The following is a 19267-nucleotide window of genomic DNA, read 5'->3' on the forward strand; positions in this document are numbered from 1 at the left end:
CGGCGGGAGCGGCAAAGTGGGCGACATTGCCAGCGCGTTAAGTGGTCGCGCGGAAGAGGTGGCCATCGTGGCCGGGCTGAAGTCCGGCTCCGAGGAGGCCTATGAGTGGCTGATTGCCCGCTTCCATCAGCCCATCTACAGCCTGGTCTACCGCATTGTGCACGACCCGGCGGACGCGGCCGACACCACCCAGGAGGTCTTCCTGAAGGTGTTCCGCGGCATTCACTCCTTCCAGGGCAACGCCAGCCTGAAGACGTGGATATACCGCATCGCCATCCGGGAAGCGTCGAACCAGCGGCGCTGGTGGTACCGGCACAAGGGGCGCGAGACGTCCATCGAGCCCGCCGAGGAGACGGGCGACTCCGGTTTCTGCGCCTGCCTGCGGGAGACGCTGGTAGACGGATCGGACTCGCCGCTGGAGTCGGCCATGCATGGGGAAGTGCGGGAGCGGCTGGAGGAAGAACTGCGACAGTTGCCCGAGCCGTACCGCACCACGGTCATCTTGCGCGACATTGAAGAGCTTTCCTACGAGGAGATTGCGGAAGTGCTGGGAGTTTCGCTGGGCACGGTGAAATCACGCTTGATGCGCGGGCGCGACGCGTTGCGAAAGCGGCTCCTGCGCTATGCCGGGGAGACGGCGCCGGAGAACAAGCGCCGCTCCACCGAGGATGACGCCGGCGCTGCCGCCGGCGAGCCCATCGAGGTTACGCCATGAAGTGCAAACAGGCCCGTTCGCTGTTCTCTCCCTGCCTAGACGGTGTGGTGACCGGGGCCCAGATGCTGGCCGTAGAGCGCCACCTGGACGTGTGTGCCCCGTGCAGGCTGGAATATCGCCAGTTGACCCGCACGCAGGCGCTGGTCCACGCCCTGGGACCGCGACGCGCGCCGGAAGCCCTGGCGCTGCAGTTGCGCGTGGCCCTCTCCCGCCGCTCCGCCGATACGTTGAGCCGGCGCCTCGCCGCCGGCATGGTGCGGCTGGAAAACGCCATCAACGGATTCCTGCTGCCTGCCACGGCCGGGCTGGTGAGCACGGTGCTGCTGTTCGGGCTGCTGGTGGGAATCTATCCGGTTCCGGCGCAGGCGGGCGCCAACGACGTCCCCACATTGCTCTACCTGCCGCCGCAACTGGAGGAGTCGCCCTTCGCCGCGGGAGTGAGCTCGCTGAACAGCGCGGATGCGCTGGTGGTGGAGACCTACGTGGACGCCAACGGCCGGGTACAGAACTATCGCATCCTGGCCGGTCCGGAGCAGGACGAAAAGCTGCGCGCCCAACTCAACAATGCGCTGATTTTCACCACCTTTCGTCCCGCCATGTCGTTCGGGCGTCCCACAGCAGGGCGCGTGGTGCTCTCTTTCTCCAAGGTGTCGGTGAAGGGATAAGGAGCTTGAGGCAAGGCAGTATTGCCCGCAATCGTGGGCTCGGCAAAGCTGACACCGCGCAGGCGCCTCAAGTTTGACCGGCGCGGGAGGGCTCCCGTACACTTGTTTTTCCCAATCTCCCACCCCAGGATCAACTTGCAGGAGGCGGTGCTGCGGCTTCTCCCTCGGTTCGTGCTGCTGGCGGGCCTGTGCGGCTTGCTCGCGCTCCCGTGTGGGGCACAGACCACCTCCAAGGTTTCACTCGACACCAGCGAAACGCTGTTCACGGTGCTGGCCGCCATCAATGCCTGCGGCTACGACCAGGAAGTCACAGCCTCCGATCCTGTGCGGCTGCAGGTTCGCGCCGAAGTGGCGGACGCCATCACCCGCTCCCCGCAGGCGGCCGCGGCGCACCGCCAGGTCTGCGACTTTTACCGCGACCACCAGCAGCCGGAGGCTTCGCGCACGCTGGCCCAGTATGTGTCCTTGGCCTTGTACCTCGACGGTCCGGCGGAGTTCGCGCCCAACGCGAAAGAAGCCGATTTCCCACCCGACGCGGCCTACGTTCTCGGCCTGGCGCCGTTGCTGAAGCCCTTCTACGCGGAAACCAACCTGGGCGCGATCTGGAAGAAGCACCAGCGCGAGTATGAGAGTTTCATCGAAGGCTACCACCAGCCGGTCTCACGCATGCTGCTGGAGACTGACGTCTACCTGAAGCTGCAGTTTGCCGGCTACCTGGGGCGGCGCTTCGTGGTGTACCTGGACCCGCTGGCCGCGCCCAGCCAGGTGAACGCGCGCAACTATGGTCCCAACTACTTCGTAGTGATTTCGCCGGCCGGGCCGCCGCGCATGGAGCAGGTGCGCCACACCTATCTGCATTATGTGCTCGACACCTTCACGCTCAAGCGGGCCAATGCCCTGGTGAAGTTGCAGCCTTTGCTGGAGGCGGTCAAGGCCGCGCCCATGGATGAGAGTTTCAAGCACGACGTAGGACTGCTGCTGATCGAGTCCTTGATCCGTGCTCTGGAAGCGCGCACCATGGTCCCCCCGGAGGACACACCCAAGAACAAGGTTCGCGAGGTGCGGGAGCGCAAGGCCGAGGATGCCGTGCGCGAAGGCTTCGTATTGGCACGCTATTTCTACAGCGCGCTGGAACGGTTCGAAGAGAGCCCGGTGGGCATCAAGGACGCCTTCGGTGACATGCTGCACGACTTGCCGGCGGAGGACGAGATCAAGCGCGCCCGCGAGGTGGAGTTTGCCGCCCAGGCGGCCCCGGAGGTAGTGCGCGCCTCGCGGCCCGGCGAAGTTTCCATGCTGGCACTGGCGGAGGACCGGCTGGCGCGGGGAGACACAGCCACGGCTCAGCAACTGGCCCGCCAGGCGCTGGAAATCCGCCGTGAAGACCCCGCGCACGCTCTGTTCGTGCTGGCCCGCGCCGCCACCCGCGACGGAAACATGGAAGGGGCACGCCTCTACTTTGAACGCACCCTCGAACTGGCCCGTGAGCCTCGTCTGGTAGCCTGGGCCCACATCTATCTCGGCAGGATCTTTGACCTGCAGGAGAACCGCGACGCCGCCGTTTCGCACTATCGCGCTGCGCTGGCCGCGGGTGACACCACGCCCGACACCCGGGCCGCTGCCGAACGAGGGCTGGCACAGCCCTACGAACCGCAGGCGGCCAGGCCGTAGGCCCGAACCCGTCCGGTGCTCGCGAGCGCCGACGCAAAGGAGATTTAAGGAGACCTCGCATGAAGAAATCATTCTCGATCATCATCCTGAGCCTGGTTCTGACGGCGGTGGCTGTAGCTCAGACCTACAGCGGCCAGCAACAAAAGCCTGCCGGCCAGGCCCCAGCCGGCAGCCAGCCCCAGGCCGGCGCCCAGCCCGCGCAGCCCGCACCGGCAACTGCGCCGGGACGCCGTGTGCTGCAGGCGCAGAGCGCCGAGGAGCAGGTTGCCTACCTGGCGGTGGTGAACAATCCCGACATGGCGGCCGCGGAAGCCGCCGCCGCGGACTTTGTGACCAATTTTCCCACCAGCCAGTTGCGGGGAACGCTCTACCAGGTGCTGCAAAGCCGGTACCAGAACGCTAACGACGCCGACAAGACCATCGAGATGGGCCGCAAGTCCATCGAGTACGACCCGGACAACACCTGGGCCCTGGCCATTACCGCCAGCGTGCTGGCCGATCGCACACGGGAAACCGATCTCGACCGGGACGAGAGGCTGGCGGAGGTTGCCAAGTATGCGCAGCGCGCCTTGGAGACCGTCGACACCGGCCTGGCGCTGGCCCCCAGCGCCACCGACGAGCAAGTACAGATGATGAAGGCGGTACTGCTGGGCGTGGCCCACGAAGCCTTGGGCGTGGCGGAAACCGTGCGCAAGAATGATGCCGCCGCGGAGCAGCACTTCCGCAAAGCCACAGAGATCAACCAGGCGCGCCCCGATCCGCTCACCTGGCTGCGCTTGGCGCTGGCTCTGGATCGTCAGAAGAAATATCCGGACGCCTTACAGGCGGCCAACCGCGCGGTGGAGATCGCCCAGGCCCAGGGCGGCGGACAGGTCCACGATATGGCCAAGCAGGAGCAGGCCCGCCTGACGCAGTTGACGGGAACCAAGTAGCTGGACCTCCGGTCCGAAGCCCGACCCGGATTGGCCATGAGAGCAGCAGAAATCACGGCCCTGGAGGCGGCGCTGGGACATCGCTTCCAGCACCGCGAACTGCTGGAGCAGGCGCTGACCCACGCCTCGCACGCCCACGAGGCTGAGTCGCGTGCCCCCGCTTCCGGCGCGCGCGACAACGAGCAACTGGAATTTCTGGGCGACGCCGTGCTTGGCTTCCTTGCCACCCGGGAGCTCTACCGCCGTTTCCCTGACTTTCACGAGGGGGAGCTTTCCAAAATGCGCGCCCACATGGTGAGCGCGCAACATCTGGTCCACGTGGCCGGCGAACTGGAACTGGGACGCTACCTGCGCCTGGGTCGCGGGGAGGAAAAGAGCGGCGGGCGCCACAAGGCAGCCTTGCTCGCCGACGCGGTGGAGGCAGTGCTGGCGGCGCTCTACCTGGACGCCGGCCTCGGAAAAGCCGAAGAGTTCGTAGTGCAGCGCGTAATCGGGCCGGCCCTGGAGCGGCTGGAGCGTGAGACGGGCGTGGGCCTGGCGCCCACCGACCACAAGTCGGCGTTGCAGGAGTTCTTGCAGGCCCAGGGCCGGCCGCAGCCCCGCTACGTGCTGGTCGAGGAGGCCGGACCTGACCACCGCAAGACCTTTACGGTCGAGGTGCGCATCCAATCTCCGGGACGCAGCGCGGCCGCCGCGTTCCAGGCGCAAGGACCGAACAAGAAGATAGCGGAACAGCGCGCTGCGCGCCGGGCGCTCGAGCACTTGGCTGCGGCCGAGGAAGCAACCGCCAGGCCGGCCTCCAGAAGGCGCGTCGGCACGGGGTCGCGATGAGCGAACTGGAGCACAATCCCGCAGCATCTCTCCCGGGCGATTGGCCCAGCTCCTTGCAGTCCCTCGCCGAGACCGTGGTGATCGCCATCTTCATCATCACCTTTCTGGTGCAAGCCTTCCAGATTCCTTCGGAATCCATGGAGAACACGTTGCTGATCGGGGATTACCTGCTGGTGGACAAGGTGCACTTCGCCCAAGGCGGAGCGTGGGGCAGCGTCCTTCCCTACCAGCCCGTGCGGAGAGGCGACATCGTCGTCTTCCGTTATCCGGTCCGTCCGGCGGAGCACTTCGTCAAACGCGTGGTGGCGGTGCCCGGCGACCAGGTCCGCCTGCACCACAAGCAGCTTCTGGTGAACGGAAAGCCCGTTCCCGAGGACTACGTGGTGCATAAGCTGCGCGGACGCGACAGCTTCCGTGACAACTTCCCGGCGACCGACTTCTTCACTTCCAGCATCGATGCCCGATGGTTCCAGGAGATGCGCCGGCAGATCCGCGACGGCGGCATCGTGGTGCCGCCCGGCAAATACTTCGTGTTGGGCGACAATCGCGACGAAAGCCTGGACAGCCGCTACTGGGGCTTCGTGCCCCGCGAGAACATTGTGGGACGGCCGCTGATCATCTACTGGTCGGTGGACGACAACGGCCAGGAACTGGCTGCGGTGCCCGATGGTACACTGTCTCGTCTTGCGTACGGACTGGCTCACCTCTTCCAGAACACCCGCTGGGAACGGACCTTCCGCGTCGTCCGCTAGGGGCGGCGAGCGCTCCTCCCGCGGACGGAGAATGCGAACCCATTGAGCAAGAAGCAGAAGGAAGACGCCAAACCGGGCGAAACACCCATGGAGTTTGTGGGCTCCATGGCGGTGGTGCTGGTCACCGGTCTGTTCATCATCACCTTCATCTTCCAGGCCTTCGAAATCCCCTCCAGCTCCATGGAGGACACGCTGCTCATCGGCGATCACGTGTTCGTGGACCGGCTGGCGTACGCTCCCCGCACCGGATGGGTGGGACCGGTGTTGCCCTACCGCGACCTGCAGCGCGGGGACATCGTCGTGTTCCTCTCCCCGGCGGAATCCGGTCTCTATGTGGTCAAGCGGGTCATCGGCCTGCCGGGTGACCGCCTCCACCTGCGCAACGGCGTCGTCTTCCTTAACGGCGTCCCGCAGGACGAATCCTACGCCATCCGCCGCGGCGACTATCGTCCGTACCGTGACGACTTCCCTGCCGTGTCCATGCCCAGCGGCGCCACCACCCCGGAGTGGTACTTGTCGCTCCCCTCGCATCTCGAGGGCGGCGACCTGGTGGTGCCCGAGGACAACTATTTCATGATGGGCGACAATCGCGACGCCAGCTACGACAGCCGCTCCTGGGGCTTCGTGCCCCGCGAACACGTCATCGGCCGGCCCATGATCATCTACTGGTCTTTCGAGACCCCGCCCGGCCAATATCTGAAGACCGCCCCCAGCGAACGCCTAGGCTACCTGTTCCACGTCATCATTCACTTTTTCGACCAGACACGCTGGCGGCGGACCTTCCACCTGGTGCGCTGATGCCCTCCGGACGCTCGCGTCGGCTGCTGGTTGTGGCCACGGCCGCTGCAGCGATTCTGCTTCTGCCGCCCTACATCAACGCCAACCGCTTCAAGGCCCGCCTGGTGGCCGCCATGGAAGCGGCTCTGGGACGTTCCGTCAAAGTGGATGAGATCAGCCTGCACCTGTTGCCGCGGCCGGGCTTCGATCTGCGCAACCTGGTGATCGGCGACGACCCTGCCTTCAGCGCCGAGCCCATGTTGCGTGCCGACGAGGTCACTGCCGCACTGCGGCTGACTTCCCTGTGGCGGGGACGGCTGGAAATCGCCCACCTCAGCCTGGAATCGCCCAGCCTCAACCTGGTGCGTTCGCCCGAAGGCCACTGGAATCTGGAAGCGCTCATGGCGCGCGCCGCGGAAACGCCCTCGGCGCCCACGGCGCTGCCCCGGCCCGAGAGCCGGCCGCGATTCCCTTACATCGAAGCGGAGAACGGTCGCATCAACTTCAAGCTCGGACAGGAGAAGAAGGCCCTCACCTTGGCCGACGCCGACTTCGCGCTGTGGCTGGAGTCCGAGGAGGCATGGGGCGTGCGCCTGGAGGCGCGCCCGGTGCGCACGGATATGAATCTGGGCGACACCGGCGAACTCCGCCTTTCGGGCACGCTGGGACGCGCGGCCGCGCCCGGCGAGCGTCCGCTGCAACTCTCCGTGACTTTGGAAAGAGCGCAGCTCGGGCAACTCTCCGCGCTGCTCTGGGGCAGGAACCGCGGTTGGCGCGGCGCGCTCGACCTGCGCGCCTCCTTCACCGGCAGGCCCAACGATCTGAGCATGGGAGCCGAAGCCGAGTTGCGTGACTTCCGCCGCTATGACATCGTGGCCGGCGAAGGGCTCCGCGGCCGGCTGCGCTGTTCGGCCACCTACCGCGCCGCATCCGACGCTCTTAGTGATGTGGACTGCCTGGCGCCGGTGGGCGAGGGCGACCTCGCCCTGCGCGGCATGATCGGAAGCCTGTTCAGCGAGCGCCGTTACGATCTGAGCTTCGCCCTGCGCGCCGTGCCGGCCGCTTCGTTGGCGCAGATCGCGCGCCGCGCCAAGCGCGACCTGCCGGGCGATCTCACCGCCGACGGCGAATTGAACGCCGCCTTTACCCTGCGCTCGCTCGAAGAAGCCGGCCGCGCACCGGTTTGGGCCGGTGGAGGCTCCATCGCCGGGCTGCGCTTGCGATCCGCGCTGCTCGATCCTGACCTTTCGGCCCCGGATGTCCGCTTCCTCGTCGAGAATCCGCCGCCTCTGAAGCAAGCCGGTCGGTTGCGCGCGGGACGCCCGGACGCGGTCTCGGAAGCCCGGCTGAGCCTGCAACCACTGCCCTTGAACCTTGGCGGTGGCGCGCCGGTCGAGCTGACAGGATTTCTCTCCGCGTCCGGGTATCGGCTCTCCGTGCGCGGCATGGCTGCCATCACGCAGCTTACGCGCCTGGCCCGCGCACTGGGAGTAGAAGCGCGGTTGCTCGATGCCGATGGTTCCGCGCGGGTGGACATGGAAATGGCAGGACCATGGGCGGAGTTCGCGCCCGCCGTCATCTCGGGAACGGCGCAGGTGCGCCGCGTTACGCTCCGATTGAGCGGCATCGCCGAGCCGGTGGAGGTGGTCGCGGCGGACTTGCGCCTTTCACCCGACACGGCGGAAGTTCGCAACCTCTCGCTCTCGCTCCCGGCGGCCCGCTTGCGCCTGACGGGCGAAGCCAGCCGGGAGCGCGCCTGCGAGGCCGGCTGTCCGGTGCGCTTCACGCTCCACGCCAACGACATCGTGTTCGACGAGCTGAACCGCCTTCTGAATCCCCAGGTGCATCAGCGACGCTGGTTCCAGTTCGCGAGTCGAAAGGAAGAGCCCAGCATATTCTCCGGCTTGCGCGCGGAAGGACGCATCACTGCTGCGCGTGTCCTCATCAAGTCGGTGGCGGCACAGCGCGTGACCGCGGTCGCGCGCCTGGCCCAGAACCGGCTCGAGATTGCGGAACTGCGGGGTGAACTGTTGGGCGGTCGGCATGAGGGCGTTTGGCATGCCGACTTCACCGGCGAGCAGCCAACCTACTCGGCGGCGGGAAAGCTGACGGACATCGCGCTGGAGCAGGTGGGCCGCTTGATGCGCGACCCCTGGGCCACCGGGCACGTCTCCGCGAGTTACGAGATCACCACCTCAGGCAGCGCCGCGCCGGCGCTGGTGCAGGCTGCTTCCGGCGAACTTGATTTCGATTGGCGCGATGGGTCGCTGGCTCGCCTGCTGCTGCCCGCCTCCCAGGCTCCCCTGCGATTGCGGCGCTTCAGCGGGAAGATGGCGCTGCGCGATGGCGTGCTCACCTTCCCGGAAGCACAACTTGAAACCGCCGCCGGCACCTACACCGTGAGCGGCACGGCTTCCCTGGCCCGCGAACTCGACCTGCGGCTGGTCCGCGACGAAGCTCACGGTTTCGCGGTCACCGGCACCCTGGCGGCGCCACGCGTAGCGCCGCTGCCGGGGCCCGCCACCCGGGCGTCGTTGGCGCGCTGACCGCGCGTTCCCAGCCCTCTGCTATTCTTGATGTTTTCGGAGAAGCCCATGCCTCGCTATGAGTATCGTGACCGCCATCCCACCCCGGAGGCGGAGAAGCTTTTCCAGGAATGGATCGATCGGCTGGACGCGGAGTTCATGAACCGCGACCCCGAGCACCGCGCCGCCGTGGTGCGGGACGCGCTGCACCAGCTCTATCTAGGGCGCCCCTATCAGGCTCCGGACCCGAAGTCGCCCGCCGCGCAGCAGGCGCTGGTGCACTCCTTCGATCCGCGCAACGCCACCATGGAGCCGGAGTACTACGGCGACGTGGACGCGGAAAAATACGCCGAGCGCAAGCCGCTCATCTGGTTCTGGATGATGTTCGACCGTTCTCCCGTCGGCCTCAATCACTGGCTGGGCTTCCGCATGCGCGCCATGCTGGCGCGGCACGTCTTCAAGCATCGCGGCAAGAACGTCAAGATCTTTCACGGCGTCGAGATGTCGTTCGGCTACAACCTGACGGTGGAAGACAACTGCGTCATCCACAAGTACGTGCTGCTCGATGATCGCGGCGAGATCATCATCCACGAAGGCAGTTCCATCTCCGACTATGCCAGCGTGTACTCGCACGCCCATGACCTGAACGATGGCATGATCATTACCAACCATCGCACCGAGATCGGTCCGCGCGCCCGCGTCACCTATCACGCCACCGTGCTGAGCGGCGTACGCGTGGGGGAGCACGGCATGGTGGGCTCGCTGGGCGTAGCCGCCAAAGACGTGGAGCCTTACCACGTCACCGCCGGCATCCCCGCCAAGACCATCAAGGTGAAGTCCATCGCGCCCGAGGCCGTGCGCAAGGCGGCTGGAGGCAAGACCTAGGAACGGAGCATTCGGGTCATTCGGCGGACCGGCTCAAAGCTTTCGATAACCGAATCACCCGAGGACCCGATGTCATCAACCTGCGTGTTATCCTCACTTTGCCATCATGAGTATCGAGCACGTCGGCTTCGTCTTCCAGATCATCGTGTTCCTGTTCGCCATCAGCTTTCATGAGTCGGCGCACGCGTTCACAGCCTGGAAGTGCGGCGATCCGACCGCTTACATGCTGGGACGCGTGACTCTGAATCCCCTCAAACACATCGATCCTGTGGGTACGGTGATTCTGCCGGGAATCGCGCTGCTCACCGGGCTGCCGGTGATCGGCTGGGCGAAGCCCACACCCGTCGATCCTCGCAATTTCAAGAATGAAGTGCGGGACGACATTCTGACCTCGGTGGCCGGGCCAGCCAGCAATATCCTGGTAGCCGCCGGCGCCGTGGGCGTCATGGCGGGAATCGCGTCCATCTCCGGCGACGGCCGTGCGCTGGTGCGCGGCCTGGCAGGCAACTTCCCCATCCCGGTGGCCCAGACTTCCCTTTGGGTGCCGGTGGTGGTGCTGCTCTACCAGGCGATGCTCATCAACCTGCTCCTGGCCGTGTTCAACCTTATTCCCATTCCGCCGCTCGACGGCAGTCACGTCCTCCGCCATTTGTTGCCGGAATCCATCCGCCAGGTCTACGACATGGTCGGATGGATGGGCCTGGTGCTCTTGTTCCTGGTCGGCGGACGCGTCGTCTTCACCCTGTTGCAACCGGTGCTGCGTTTCTTCGACGCGCTTCTCCTCCTGCTCGCATGACACCCGCCAACAAGAATCGGAAGCGACCTCGCGTGCTGAGCGGCATGCGTCCCACCGGCAAGCTGCATCTGGGCAACTTCGTAGGCGCGCTGGACAACTGGGTGCGCTTGCAGAAGGATTACGACTGCTTCTTCTTCGTCGCCGACTGGCACGCACTCACCACGGATTACGCCGATACCTCGCAGGTGAAGCGCAACTGCGTGGATGTGCTGCTCGACTGGCTGGCCGCCGGCCTCGATCCTCAGCAGTGCACCATGTTCATCCAGTCGCACGTGCCGCAGCACGCCGAGCTGCACTTGCTGTTTTCCATGGTGACGCCGCTGGGCTGGCTGGAGCGCGTGCCCACCTACAAGGAGCAGCGCGAGAACATCCGCGACAAGGATCTCTCGACCTACGGTTTTCTCGGGTACCCGGTGCTGCAATCCGCGGACATCCTGATCTACCAGGCCGACTACGTGCCCGTCGGCGAGGACCAGGCCCCGCACATCGAGCTCACCCGCGAGGTCGCGCGGCGCTTCAACGCTTTCTATGGCGGCAAGCGCGGCTGGTCGTTCCCCGAACCCAAGACCTTGTTCACGCCCTCGCCCAAGCTGCCCGGCACCGACGGCCGCAAGATGTCCAAGTCGTACGACAACGTCATCCTGATGACCGAGCCGGAGGACTCGCTGCGCGCCAAGCTCAAGACCATGGTCACGGACCCGGCGCGCGTGCGCCGCAGCGACCCGGGCAATCCCGACGTCTGCCCCGTGGGCGACCTGCACAAGCTGTTCAGCTCGCAGGAAACACTGGCCAAGGTCTACGAAGGATGCCGCTCCGCGGGCATCGGCTGTATCGAGTGCAAGGGATGGGCCGCGGACGCGCTCGTCCAGGTGCTGGCCCCCATGCAGGAACGCCGCCGCAAGTACGAAGAAAAGCCGCGCCTCGCCTGGGACATCCTGGAGGAGGGCTCCACCCGGGCCGCACGCGCCGCTGATGCCACCATGCAGCAGGTGCGCGCCGCCATGGGCATGTCGCCGGAGTACGAGCCTCCCAAGTCCGCCCAGTGACCGGCAAATAATGCAGGCACAGCAACAGCGAATCACCCTACAATGAACCGAATGCCCGAGCCGACTCAACCCGCGCCCCGTCCGCCCGCGGAAGCCAGCGATTTCCCGTTCGCGGTGACCATCGGGCAGGTGTACGACGGCCCGCTCGACCTGCTGCTCGATCTCATCCGCAAGCAGGACATCAACATCTATGACATTCCTATCGCGCAGATCACGGCGCAGTATCTCGCCTACGTCGAGCAGATGAAGCAGCTCGACGTGAACGTGGCCGCCGAGTTCATCTACATGGCGGCCATGCTCATCCACATCAAGTCGAGGATGCTGCTGCCCCGCGACCCCAACGGGCCCGCGGAGGAGCAGGAAGACCCGCGCGCCGAACTGGTCTATCGCCTGCTCGAGCATGAAAAGTTCAAGACCGCGGCGCAGATGCTCCTGCAGAAGCAGCAGATCGAGAACGCCACCTGGTCGAACCCGGCGCAGAAGGAGTTCGAGGAAGCCGAGGGCACGGAACCGGAGCTTGCTGCCGATGTGGTCGATCTGGTGCGCACCTTCCAGGTCATTCTCGACCGCGCCCGCAACCGCCCCGTGCTGCAGGTGGACGAGGACGCGGTCACGGTCTCGCAGATGATCGACTACCTGCGCCGCCGCCTGCTGCTCGAGGACCGCGCTTTGCGCCTCACCAGCCTGCTGCAGCCGGTGCGCTCGCGCAAGGCGCTGGTTTGCGCGTTCCTGGCGCTCTTGGAGCTGGTCCGCCTGCAAGCCATCCTGCTGCGCCAGGACCGCATCTTCGGCGAGATTTACGTAAAGAAGCACGAGATGTTTGACACCGTGCTGAGCGACGGCGCCGCCGTGCGCGACGACTGGAGGTAGCTTTGCGCCGTCATCCGGAGCGGGTCCCGTAGGGACGCCACAATTTCATGAGCCTGAAATCCGAGATCGAAGCCATCATTTACGCCGCCGAGGAACCGGTGACGCTTGACCAGTTGGTCGCCGTGCTCAAGGACCGCCCCACCGCGGACGGCGCGCCCCCGGAGGCCGCCGCCCTCAAGGCAGAGATTCGCCGCGTCGTCAGCGAACTCACGGCCGAGTACGCTGCCGCCGACCGTGGCATGGAGATCCGCCAGGTCGCGGGCGGCTACAGGATGTCCACCCGGCCCGAGCACCATGACGTGGTGCGCGCCTTCGTCAAGAACCTGAAGCCGCCGGTGCGGCTCTCCCTGCCCGCGCTCGAGACCCTCTCCGTCATCGCTTACAAACAGCCGGTCACCGTCCCGGAGATCAACGAGATCCGCGGCGTCGATTCTTCCGCCGTCATCGCCACCCTGCTCGATCGCAAGCTCATCACCACCGCCGGACGCAAGGCGGTGGTCGGCCGGCCCATCCTCTACAAGACCACCAAGGAATTCCTGTTGCGCTTCGGCCTCGAGGACGTGGGCGAGCTGCCCAGCCTCAAGGAGTTCGAGGAGGTCACCGGCCAGACCGTGCAAGCGGATCTGTTCGGCGCTCCCTCCGCCGTGCCCGACGCCACCGGCGTCCCGGATGCCGAGGAAGCACCGGCCGAAAGCACGCCCGCTCCGGAGTCATAGCGCCGCGTGTTCTCCGCGTCTCTGTGGTAAAACCAACCTTGATGCCCGTCATCCGCCTGCAGAAGATCATCGCCGCCGCCGGCGTAACCTCACGCCGCAAGGCGGAGGAACTGATCACGCAAGGCCGCGTGCAGGTGAACGGGAAGGTCGTGACCGAACTCGGCGCCAAGGCCGACCCGGAGCATGACCACGTCCGGGTGGATGGCAAGCTGTTGCGCGCCGCCGAGCGCCACGTCTATCTGTTGCTGAACAAGCCGCGCGGCTACGTCACCACGGCCCGTGACCCCGAGGGCCGTCCCACGGTGCTCGACCTGGTCCGCGGCGCCGGCGCGCGCGTCTTCCCGGTCGGACGGCTCGACTATGCCAGCGAAGGCCTGCTGCTCCTCACCAACGACGGTGAACTCGCCAACTTGCTGACCCGCGCCGCGTCCCATGTTCCTAAAACGTATCTGGTCAAGGTCGGCAAAAAGCCGGGCGAGGAAGCTGTCGCTCGCCTGCGTTCCGGCATACGCATCGGCGGCGCGCACGACCCGGTGCGCTCCGGCCGCAAGCTGCCTGCGGCCACCACGGCTCCGGCCCGCGTCAAGCTGCTGCATGACGCGCCCAATCCCTGGTACGAGGTCACGCTCATCGAAGGACGCAACCGGCAGATCCGCCGCATGTTCGAAGCCATCGGCCATCACGTGGAGAAGATCCGGCGTGTGAAGTACGGCCCGCTGGAGCTGGACGTCCCGCCGGGCGCGTCGCGTGCCCTTACGCCCGCCGAGGTCGCCGGCCTGCGCGCCGCCGCCTCCGGCAGGTTTCGCGCTCCCCGCGCTCGTGATAAAAAAGACTGAGCCCATGGCCTCGATCGAAGACTTTATCCCGGAGCACATCCGCGCCCTGGCGCAATACATTCCCGGCAAGCCCATCCGGCAGGCGGAACGCGAAAGCGGCGTCGCTTGTATCAAGATGTCGTCGAACGAGAATCCTCTGGGCCCGTCGCCCCGCGCGATGGAGGCCATGCGGCGCGCCGTGGCGGAAACGAACTATTACCCGGACAACGACGCCTCCGACCTCCGCCTCCGCCTGGCCGAGCGCCACGGCCTGGGCGCCGAGCACGTCATCGTCGCCGACGGTTCCACGGTGCTCCTCGACCTGCTGGCGCGCATGCTGCTCGCGCCCGGCTGCAACGCCGTCACCAGCCAGCGCTCGTTCATCGTCTATCCCATCGCGGTGCGCGCCGCAGGCGGCACGCTGGTGGAAGTCACCATGCGCGACGATGCCTTCGACCTCGACGCCGTCGCTCGCTCCATCACTCGCGACACCCGCCTGGTCTTCCTTGCCAATCCCAACAATCCGACCGGCACATTGTTCGACGCCGCCGCTACTGACGCCTTTCTCGACCGCGTGCCGGACCACGTCCTGGTGGTCCTTGACGAGGCCTATTGCGACTACGCCGCACACTATGCGCGCTCGCGCGGCATGGAGTACTCGCACTCGCTCGACTATGTTCGCCAGGGACGCAATCTGATCGTGCTGCGCACCTTCTCCAAGGCGCACGGCCTGGCGGGGGCGCGCGTCGGCTACGGCTTTGGCTCTCCCCGGCTGGTCGAATGCCTCGCCCGCCTGCGTACGGCGTTTTCGATTTCCGCCGTGGCCGAAGCCGGCGCGCTGGCCGCCCTGGATGACGAAGCTCACATCCGCCGCTCGCTGGAGATGAACGAAAGCGGCGTAGCCTGGCTCGGCCAGCAGTTCCGCGAGCTCGGCATCCGTTCCGTCCCCACGGCTGCCAACTTCATCTACTTCGACGTCGCCGAGGACGCCGCCGCACTCGCCCGCCGCCTGCAGGCGGAAGGCGTCATTGTGCGTCCGCTCACTGCCTGGGGCGCGCCCACCGCCCTGCGCGTCACCGTTGGCACCCCGGAAATGAATCAGAGGTTCGTCGCCGCGCTCAAGAAGGTGATGGAACGCGCGCCCGTAAGGTAGCCGACTCCGCGATCTGTCTCCTGCGGTCTGTGCGGTGAAAAGGCTTTATCCTCGCGTCTGCAAATGCTCCTCGCGTTCCGCCGGAACCATCGGCAACCTTGCCGCACCGATCAATCCCGCGTCCGAGCCTAATTCCGCTCGCCGGATTTCGGTCCGCATGCGGGTTTTCCCTCCCTGGGGCGCGGTCGCCGCGTAGACGAACGAGCGCTTCATCACTTCCTCGAACAGGGCTGGGGAGAACGCTTCCCAGGCTCCGGCCACGCCTCCGCCGATCACATACATCGGCAGGTTGAGCGCGTTCACCAGGTCGGCAATCAGCACTCCCAGCATGCGCCCCACGGTGTCGAAGATTCCCTGCGCCTGCTTGTCTCCACGCCTTGCCTGCTCGAACACCGCCTTGGACGTCCATTCGGAGGCCTTCCCCCCGGGTCGCGCGGTCTCGGCGCGGGCCTCGGCAAGCACTTCGCGCGCCATGCGCTCGACCGCGCTGGCCGAGGCGTACTGCTCGATGCAGCCGCGGTTGCCGCAGCCGCAGGGAACGCCGTCCGGCACCACCGTGATGTGGCCCAGCTCGCCGGCCATGCCGGTCATGCCGTGCCAGATGCGTCCGCCCAGCACGATTCCGCCGCCCACGCCCGTACCCAGCGTGATCATGCACATGTCGGAAGAGCCGCGCGCCGCTCCTACCCAGGCTTCTCCCAGCGCGGCGCAGTTGGCGTCGTTCTCCAGCACCACGCGTGTCTTGAGGCGCCGCTCGATCTCGTCGCGCACCGGGTAATTGTGCCAGCCGGGCAGATTGGGCGACTCGTGCAGCATGCCGGTTTCCATGTCGATGATGCCCGGCACCCCGATGCCGATCCCCGCCAGCTTCCGCCCGCCGGCGATACCCGCAGCCAGCCGCCCGATGGCGCCGCACATCTCGTCCAGCACGGAGTCGCGCCCGCGCGCTACCTCGGTTCCAGTGGTCACCTTTTCGAGGATTCGCCCGTCGTCGGCCACTGCTGCAATACGCAGGTTCGTGCCGCCCAGATCGACGCCGATGGCGAAGGAGGACATGGACGAGAGAGACTACCACGACATTCTCGAGGGATTCGCGAATTGTTGAATTGGGGAATTGCCGAACTGAAACCTGCGAATGCGGCCGAATCAGGCGCAGTTCAATTCGGCACTTCGACAATTCGCAAATTCGACAATCACTTCTGGCACTTCGGGCAATAGTGCGCGCTTCTTCCCGCCAGTACCACCCGCTTGATCGGCGCTTCGCATACCGAACAAGGCTCGCCTTCCCGCCCGTAGACGCGGTGCTCGAACTGGAACGAGCCCGGGTCTCCCTCCGAGTCCACGTAATCGGAGATGGAAGAACCCCCGGCGGCGATCGCCTGGTTCAACACCTGCTGCAACGCGTCATACAGGCGGCGCAGGTCGTCGCGCGTCAGCCGCGTCGCCTTTCGCCGCGGACGCAGCCCGGCGCGGAACAGCGACTCGTCGGCGTAGATGTTGCCCACGCCCCGCAGCAGCTTCTGATTGAGGAGCGCGTTCTTGATCGGCGTCCGTCTTCCGCGGAAGAGGCCCGTGAACAGCTCGAAGCCGATGTCCAGCGGCTCCGCGCCGGTGCCCTCAAAGCGCTCCGCTACGGCCAGCCGCCCGAACCGCCGCGGGTCCACGAAGCGCAGTTCCCGTCCCGAAGCCAGCCGCACGATGGCGTGCGTGTGCCGCTCCACTTCGGCATCTGCCGGCACTACCAGCAGCTTTCCCGTCATGCCCAGATGAACAATGAACTGACTCTGCGCGGAACGTTTGCGCAGCCGGCTCAGATCGAACACGATGTGCTTCCCTACCCGCCGCACGCCCGCGATGCGCGCCTGGTTCAGCGCCGCCGCAATCTGCTTCGCCGGCGATCTCAGCGGCTCTGGCTTTTCGCCGATCCAGACCGATTCGATGGCGTCGCCGGTCACGCGCTTCGCCAGTCCGCGCGCAATCGTCTCGACCTCGGGAAGCTCAGGCACTTCGTCCTCTCCGGTAGGCCATCGATTCTCTCACGCGCACGGTCACGATTCGCTTGGTCGTCGTGCGTTCCATGGTTTATCATTCCTCGGCACACGGCTGTTCCCGTCTTTCCCCTGCATCTCATAGATTCCAGCTAGGCCCGACGGGCAAGATGTGTGCGAATTCCGAGTGGCAACTCTCGTATGAGCAGAGGAAGAACCGCCGTCATCGTCGGCGCCCAGTGGGGCGACGAAGGCAAAGGCAAGATCGTCGACGTGCTCTCCGAGCGCTTCGACGTGGTCGCCCGCTATGCCGGCGGCCACAACGCCGGACACACCGTCCTGATCGGCGGCAAAAAGTTCATTCTGCAGCTCGTTCCCTGCGGCGTGCTCCGGACAGGCTGCAAGAGCGTCATCGGCAATGGCGTGGTGCTCGACCCCGTCGCCTTCTTGCGTGAGGTCGCCGCGCTGCGCGAAGCCGGAGTCAAGGTGGACGGCAACCTGTTCGTCTCCAGCCGTGCCCACGTCATCCTGCCCTACCACCGCATGCTGGAGTTGGCTTCCGAGAACGCGCCCGGGCGCGTCAAGATCGGCACCACCTCGCGCGGCATCGGGCCGTCGTATGAGGACAAGGCCGGCCGCCGCGGCTTGCGCGTCGCCGACCTGCTCGACTCGGCTCTGCTCAAGACTCACATCGAGAACGCATGCCGGGAAAAGAACATGATCGCGCATGCGCTCTTCAACTCCGAGCCGCTGGATCCCGACAAGATGTACGCCGAGTACGCCGCAGCCGCGGGTGAGATCGCGCCCTTCGTCGCCGATACCACCATGCTGCTGAACGCCGCCATTCGCGACGGCAAGTCGGTGCTGTTCGAGGGCGCCCAGGGAACCATGCTGGATATCGACCACGGCACCTATCCGTTCGTCACCTCCTCGAGCGCCACTTCGGGCGGCGCGGTGATCGGCACCGGCGTCGCGCCCACCGCCATCTCCATGGTCCTCGGCGTGACCAAGGCGTACTGCACGCGCGTCGGAGGCGGTCCCTTTCCCACCGAACTGGAAGGCGACGCGGGCGACCGCCTGCGCAACCGCGGCAACGAATACGGCGCCGTCACCGGACGGCCGCGCCGCTGCGGCTGGGTCGACTTGCCGCTGCTGCGCTACGCCGTCATGATCAACGGCATCGAGTCGCTCGTGGTCACCAAGCTCGACGTGCTCGACGACCTGGCGGAAATCCCCGTCTGCGTCGGCTACAAGATCAACGGCAAGAAGATGGCGGAAGTGCCGTCGCAGGCCGCTGGCTTCGAGAAGGTCGAGTGCGTGTACAAGACGTTGCCCGGCTGGCAGAAGCCTACCTCCGGCGCGCGTACCCTGGAGAAGCTCCCCGCCCAGGCTCGCGCCTATCTGGAATTCCTGGAAAAGGAAACCGGCGCGCGCATCGGCATGGTCTCTACCGGCCCCGAGCGGGACCGGACCATCTTCGCAGAAGGTTTCGTGGAAACCCTGGGTACTACAACCGCGCCCAAAACGGCGCGCGGCGCATAGAGCACAGCATGGTCATCCTGGTCGTCGGCTGGACCGCCAAGCCCGGCAAGGAAGATGAGGTCGCGCGCCTCTTCCGCACCTTGCAGGAAGAATCACGCAAGGAGCCCGGCTGCCTGCTCTACGTCGCGCAGCGTCACCGCGACGACCCCGCCCGCTTCCTGGTCTACGAACAATACAAGGACGACGCCGCGCTCGAAGCGCATCGCGCCACGCCGCACTTTCTGGAGATCGCCCGCGGCGAGCTGCCCAGGGTCGCCGACCGCACCGACGCCAACCTCTACAGGCCGCTCTAGGCGCGCCTTGTGCGCCCTGCGTGTCCGAAGCCTGCCCTGAGCGTAGCCGAAGGGTGGTGAGCTTTGATGCTGGATCTACTTGCGGTCTGCGATCAGGACACCGCCGCGCGCAAAATCTTCCTTCTCCACTTCGACGATGGCGACCGAAACGGCTTCGCGCGTCGCTCCGGCCTCTTCCACCAGCGCGTCGGTCACCCGCTTCACCAGCTTGCGCTTCTGTTCCAGCGTGCGGCCCTTCAGGAACGTGATCTCAACGTGCGGCATCGTCTTCTCTCTTGCCTCTTCCGTGTGAACGCGT

The 19267-nt window shown here is 66.1% G+C and carries 20 protein-coding genes; 17 read left to right on the forward strand and 3 right to left on the reverse strand.

Features of this window, described 5'->3' with window-relative positions; all coding sequences use genetic code 11:
- The first annotated feature begins 16 nt into the window (after positions 1-16).
- From VLE48_07155 to hisC, 15 genes are all read left to right on the forward strand, one after another.
- On the forward strand, positions 17-715 hold the full coding sequence (locus tag VLE48_07155; protein HSA92771.1) for a sigma-70 family RNA polymerase sigma factor: 699 nt from the start codon (positions 17-19) through the stop codon (positions 713-715).
- The gene (locus VLE48_07160) at positions 712-1380 is read left to right on the forward strand and encodes an anti-sigma factor (protein HSA92772.1); all 669 of its coding nucleotides are present in this window, start codon (positions 712-714) and stop codon (positions 1378-1380) included. Before VLE48_07155 ends, VLE48_07160 begins: the two co-directional genes overlap by 4 nt.
- A 147-nt stretch (positions 1381-1527) precedes the next feature.
- A complete protein-coding gene (locus VLE48_07165; protein ID HSA92773.1) occupies positions 1528-3048 on the forward strand; it encodes a tetratricopeptide repeat protein in 1521 nt (506 codons plus the stop codon).
- A 59-nt stretch (positions 3049-3107) separates the two neighbouring features.
- Complete coding sequence (locus VLE48_07170) at positions 3108-3980, forward strand: tetratricopeptide repeat protein (GenBank protein HSA92774.1); 873 nt, start codon at positions 3108-3110, stop codon at positions 3978-3980.
- Positions 3981-4016: 36 nt separating this feature from the next.
- A complete protein-coding gene (rnc, locus tag VLE48_07175; protein HSA92775.1) occupies positions 4017-4811 on the forward strand; it encodes a ribonuclease III in 795 nt (264 codons plus the stop codon).
- Positions 4808-5563, forward strand: coding sequence for a signal peptidase I (gene lepB, locus VLE48_07180; protein ID HSA92776.1), 756 nt, complete (start codon positions 4808-4810; stop codon positions 5561-5563). The genes rnc and lepB (VLE48_07180) overlap by 4 nt, the downstream gene beginning before the upstream one ends.
- Before the next feature lie 42 nt (positions 5564-5605).
- Positions 5606-6361 (forward strand): signal peptidase I, encoded by a 756-nt coding sequence (gene lepB, locus VLE48_07185; GenBank protein ID HSA92777.1) that lies wholly within the window; start codon positions 5606-5608, stop codon positions 6359-6361.
- Positions 6361-8886, forward strand: coding sequence for an AsmA family protein (locus VLE48_07190; protein HSA92778.1), 2526 nt, complete (start codon positions 6361-6363; stop codon positions 8884-8886). Before lepB (VLE48_07185) ends, VLE48_07190 begins: the two co-directional genes overlap by 1 nt.
- A gap of 48 nt (positions 8887-8934) precedes the next feature.
- Entirely contained in the window at positions 8935-9750 is an 816-nt protein-coding gene (locus VLE48_07195) for an acyltransferase (protein ID HSA92779.1), read from the forward strand.
- Positions 9751-9856: 106 nt separating this feature from the next.
- Positions 9857-10546 carry a site-2 protease family protein gene (locus VLE48_07200; GenBank protein ID HSA92780.1) on the forward strand — a complete coding sequence of 230 codons (690 nt, stop codon included), beginning with the start codon at positions 9857-9859 and terminating at the stop codon, positions 10544-10546.
- Complete coding sequence (trpS, locus tag VLE48_07205) at positions 10543-11592, forward strand: tryptophan--tRNA ligase (GenBank protein HSA92781.1); 1050 nt, start codon at positions 10543-10545, stop codon at positions 11590-11592. The genes VLE48_07200 and trpS overlap by 4 nt, the downstream gene beginning before the upstream one ends.
- A 51-nt stretch (positions 11593-11643) precedes the next feature.
- Positions 11644-12462 carry a segregation/condensation protein A gene (locus tag VLE48_07210; protein ID HSA92782.1) on the forward strand — a complete coding sequence of 273 codons (819 nt, stop codon included), beginning with the start codon at positions 11644-11646 and terminating at the stop codon, positions 12460-12462.
- Positions 12463-12509: 47 nt separating this feature from the next.
- A complete protein-coding gene (scpB, locus tag VLE48_07215; protein ID HSA92783.1) occupies positions 12510-13178 on the forward strand; it encodes an SMC-Scp complex subunit ScpB in 669 nt (222 codons plus the stop codon).
- Between the two features lie 41 nt (positions 13179-13219).
- Positions 13220-14014, forward strand: coding sequence for a pseudouridine synthase (locus VLE48_07220; GenBank protein HSA92784.1), 795 nt, complete (start codon positions 13220-13222; stop codon positions 14012-14014).
- Between the two features lie 4 nt (positions 14015-14018).
- Positions 14019-15146 (forward strand): histidinol-phosphate transaminase, encoded by a 1128-nt coding sequence (hisC, locus tag VLE48_07225; GenBank protein HSA92785.1) that lies wholly within the window; start codon positions 14019-14021, stop codon positions 15144-15146.
- Between the two features lie 45 nt (positions 15147-15191).
- On the opposite strand, the gene VLE48_07230 is transcribed toward hisC, so the two are convergent.
- Together VLE48_07230 and mutM are read right to left on the reverse strand one after the other, a co-directional pair.
- Complete coding sequence (locus VLE48_07230) at positions 15192-16202, reverse strand: ROK family protein (protein ID HSA92786.1); 1011 nt, start codon at positions 16200-16202, stop codon at positions 15192-15194.
- A gap of 137 nt (positions 16203-16339) precedes the next feature.
- Positions 16340-17152, reverse strand: a complete 813-nt coding sequence (gene mutM / locus VLE48_07235; protein ID HSA92787.1) for a bifunctional DNA-formamidopyrimidine glycosylase/DNA-(apurinic or apyrimidinic site) lyase — start codon at positions 17150-17152, stop codon at positions 16340-16342.
- Between the two features lie 183 nt (positions 17153-17335).
- Here mutM and VLE48_07240 point away from each other — a divergent pair, with 183 nt between their 5' ends.
- Complete coding sequence (locus VLE48_07240) at positions 17336-18676, forward strand: adenylosuccinate synthase (GenBank protein HSA92788.1); 1341 nt, start codon at positions 17336-17338, stop codon at positions 18674-18676.
- Positions 18677-18684: 8 nt separating this feature from the next.
- Positions 18685-18969: a putative quinol monooxygenase gene (locus VLE48_07245; protein ID HSA92789.1), complete on the forward strand. Its 285-nt coding sequence runs from the start codon at positions 18685-18687 to the stop codon at positions 18967-18969.
- A gap of 75 nt (positions 18970-19044) precedes the next feature.
- On the opposite strand, the gene VLE48_07250 is transcribed toward VLE48_07245, so the two are convergent.
- On the reverse strand, positions 19045-19267 hold a 223-nt coding region (locus tag VLE48_07250; GenBank protein HSA92790.1), incomplete at its 5' end, for a 2-hydroxymuconate tautomerase.

Source organism: Terriglobales bacterium (genome assembly GCA_035454605.1).
In the GTDB taxonomy this organism is placed as follows: domain Bacteria; phylum Acidobacteriota; class Terriglobia; order Terriglobales; family Acidobacteriaceae; genus DATMAB01.

Excerpts from the sequence above, each read along its gene's own strand:
- VLE48_07240 (HSA92788.1), top strand. The coding sequence starts at position 17,336 with ATGAGCAGAGGAAGAACCGCCGTCATCGTCGGCGCCCAGTGGGGCGAC.
- hisC (HSA92785.1), top strand. The coding sequence starts at position 14,019 with ATGGCCTCGATCGAAGACTTTATCCCGGAGCACATCCGCGCCCTGGCG.
- VLE48_07190 (HSA92778.1), top strand. The coding sequence starts at position 6,361 with ATGCCCTCCGGACGCTCGCGTCGGCTGCTGGTTGTGGCCACGGCCGCT.
- VLE48_07200 (HSA92780.1), top strand. The coding sequence starts at position 9,857 with ATGAGTATCGAGCACGTCGGCTTCGTCTTCCAGATCATCGTGTTCCTG.
- rnc (HSA92775.1), top strand. The coding sequence starts at position 4,017 with ATGAGAGCAGCAGAAATCACGGCCCTGGAGGCGGCGCTGGGACATCGC.
- VLE48_07195 (HSA92779.1), top strand. The coding sequence starts at position 8,935 with ATGCCTCGCTATGAGTATCGTGACCGCCATCCCACCCCGGAGGCGGAG.
- lepB (HSA92776.1), top strand. The coding sequence starts at position 4,808 with ATGAGCGAACTGGAGCACAATCCCGCAGCATCTCTCCCGGGCGATTGG.
- VLE48_07210 (HSA92782.1), top strand. The coding sequence starts at position 11,644 with ATGCCCGAGCCGACTCAACCCGCGCCCCGTCCGCCCGCGGAAGCCAGC.
- trpS (HSA92781.1), top strand. The coding sequence starts at position 10,543 with ATGACACCCGCCAACAAGAATCGGAAGCGACCTCGCGTGCTGAGCGGC.
- VLE48_07170 (HSA92774.1), top strand. The coding sequence starts at position 3,108 with ATGAAGAAATCATTCTCGATCATCATCCTGAGCCTGGTTCTGACGGCG.
- VLE48_07245 (HSA92789.1), top strand. The coding sequence starts at position 18,685 with ATGGTCATCCTGGTCGTCGGCTGGACCGCCAAGCCCGGCAAGGAAGAT.
- VLE48_07220 (HSA92784.1), top strand. The coding sequence starts at position 13,220 with ATGCCCGTCATCCGCCTGCAGAAGATCATCGCCGCCGCCGGCGTAACC.
- VLE48_07160 (HSA92772.1), top strand. The coding sequence starts at position 712 with ATGAAGTGCAAACAGGCCCGTTCGCTGTTCTCTCCCTGCCTAGACGGT.
- VLE48_07230 (HSA92786.1), bottom strand. The coding sequence starts at position 16,202 with ATGTCCTCCTTCGCCATCGGCGTCGATCTGGGCGGCACGAACCTGCGT.
- scpB (HSA92783.1), top strand. The coding sequence starts at position 12,510 with ATGAGCCTGAAATCCGAGATCGAAGCCATCATTTACGCCGCCGAGGAA.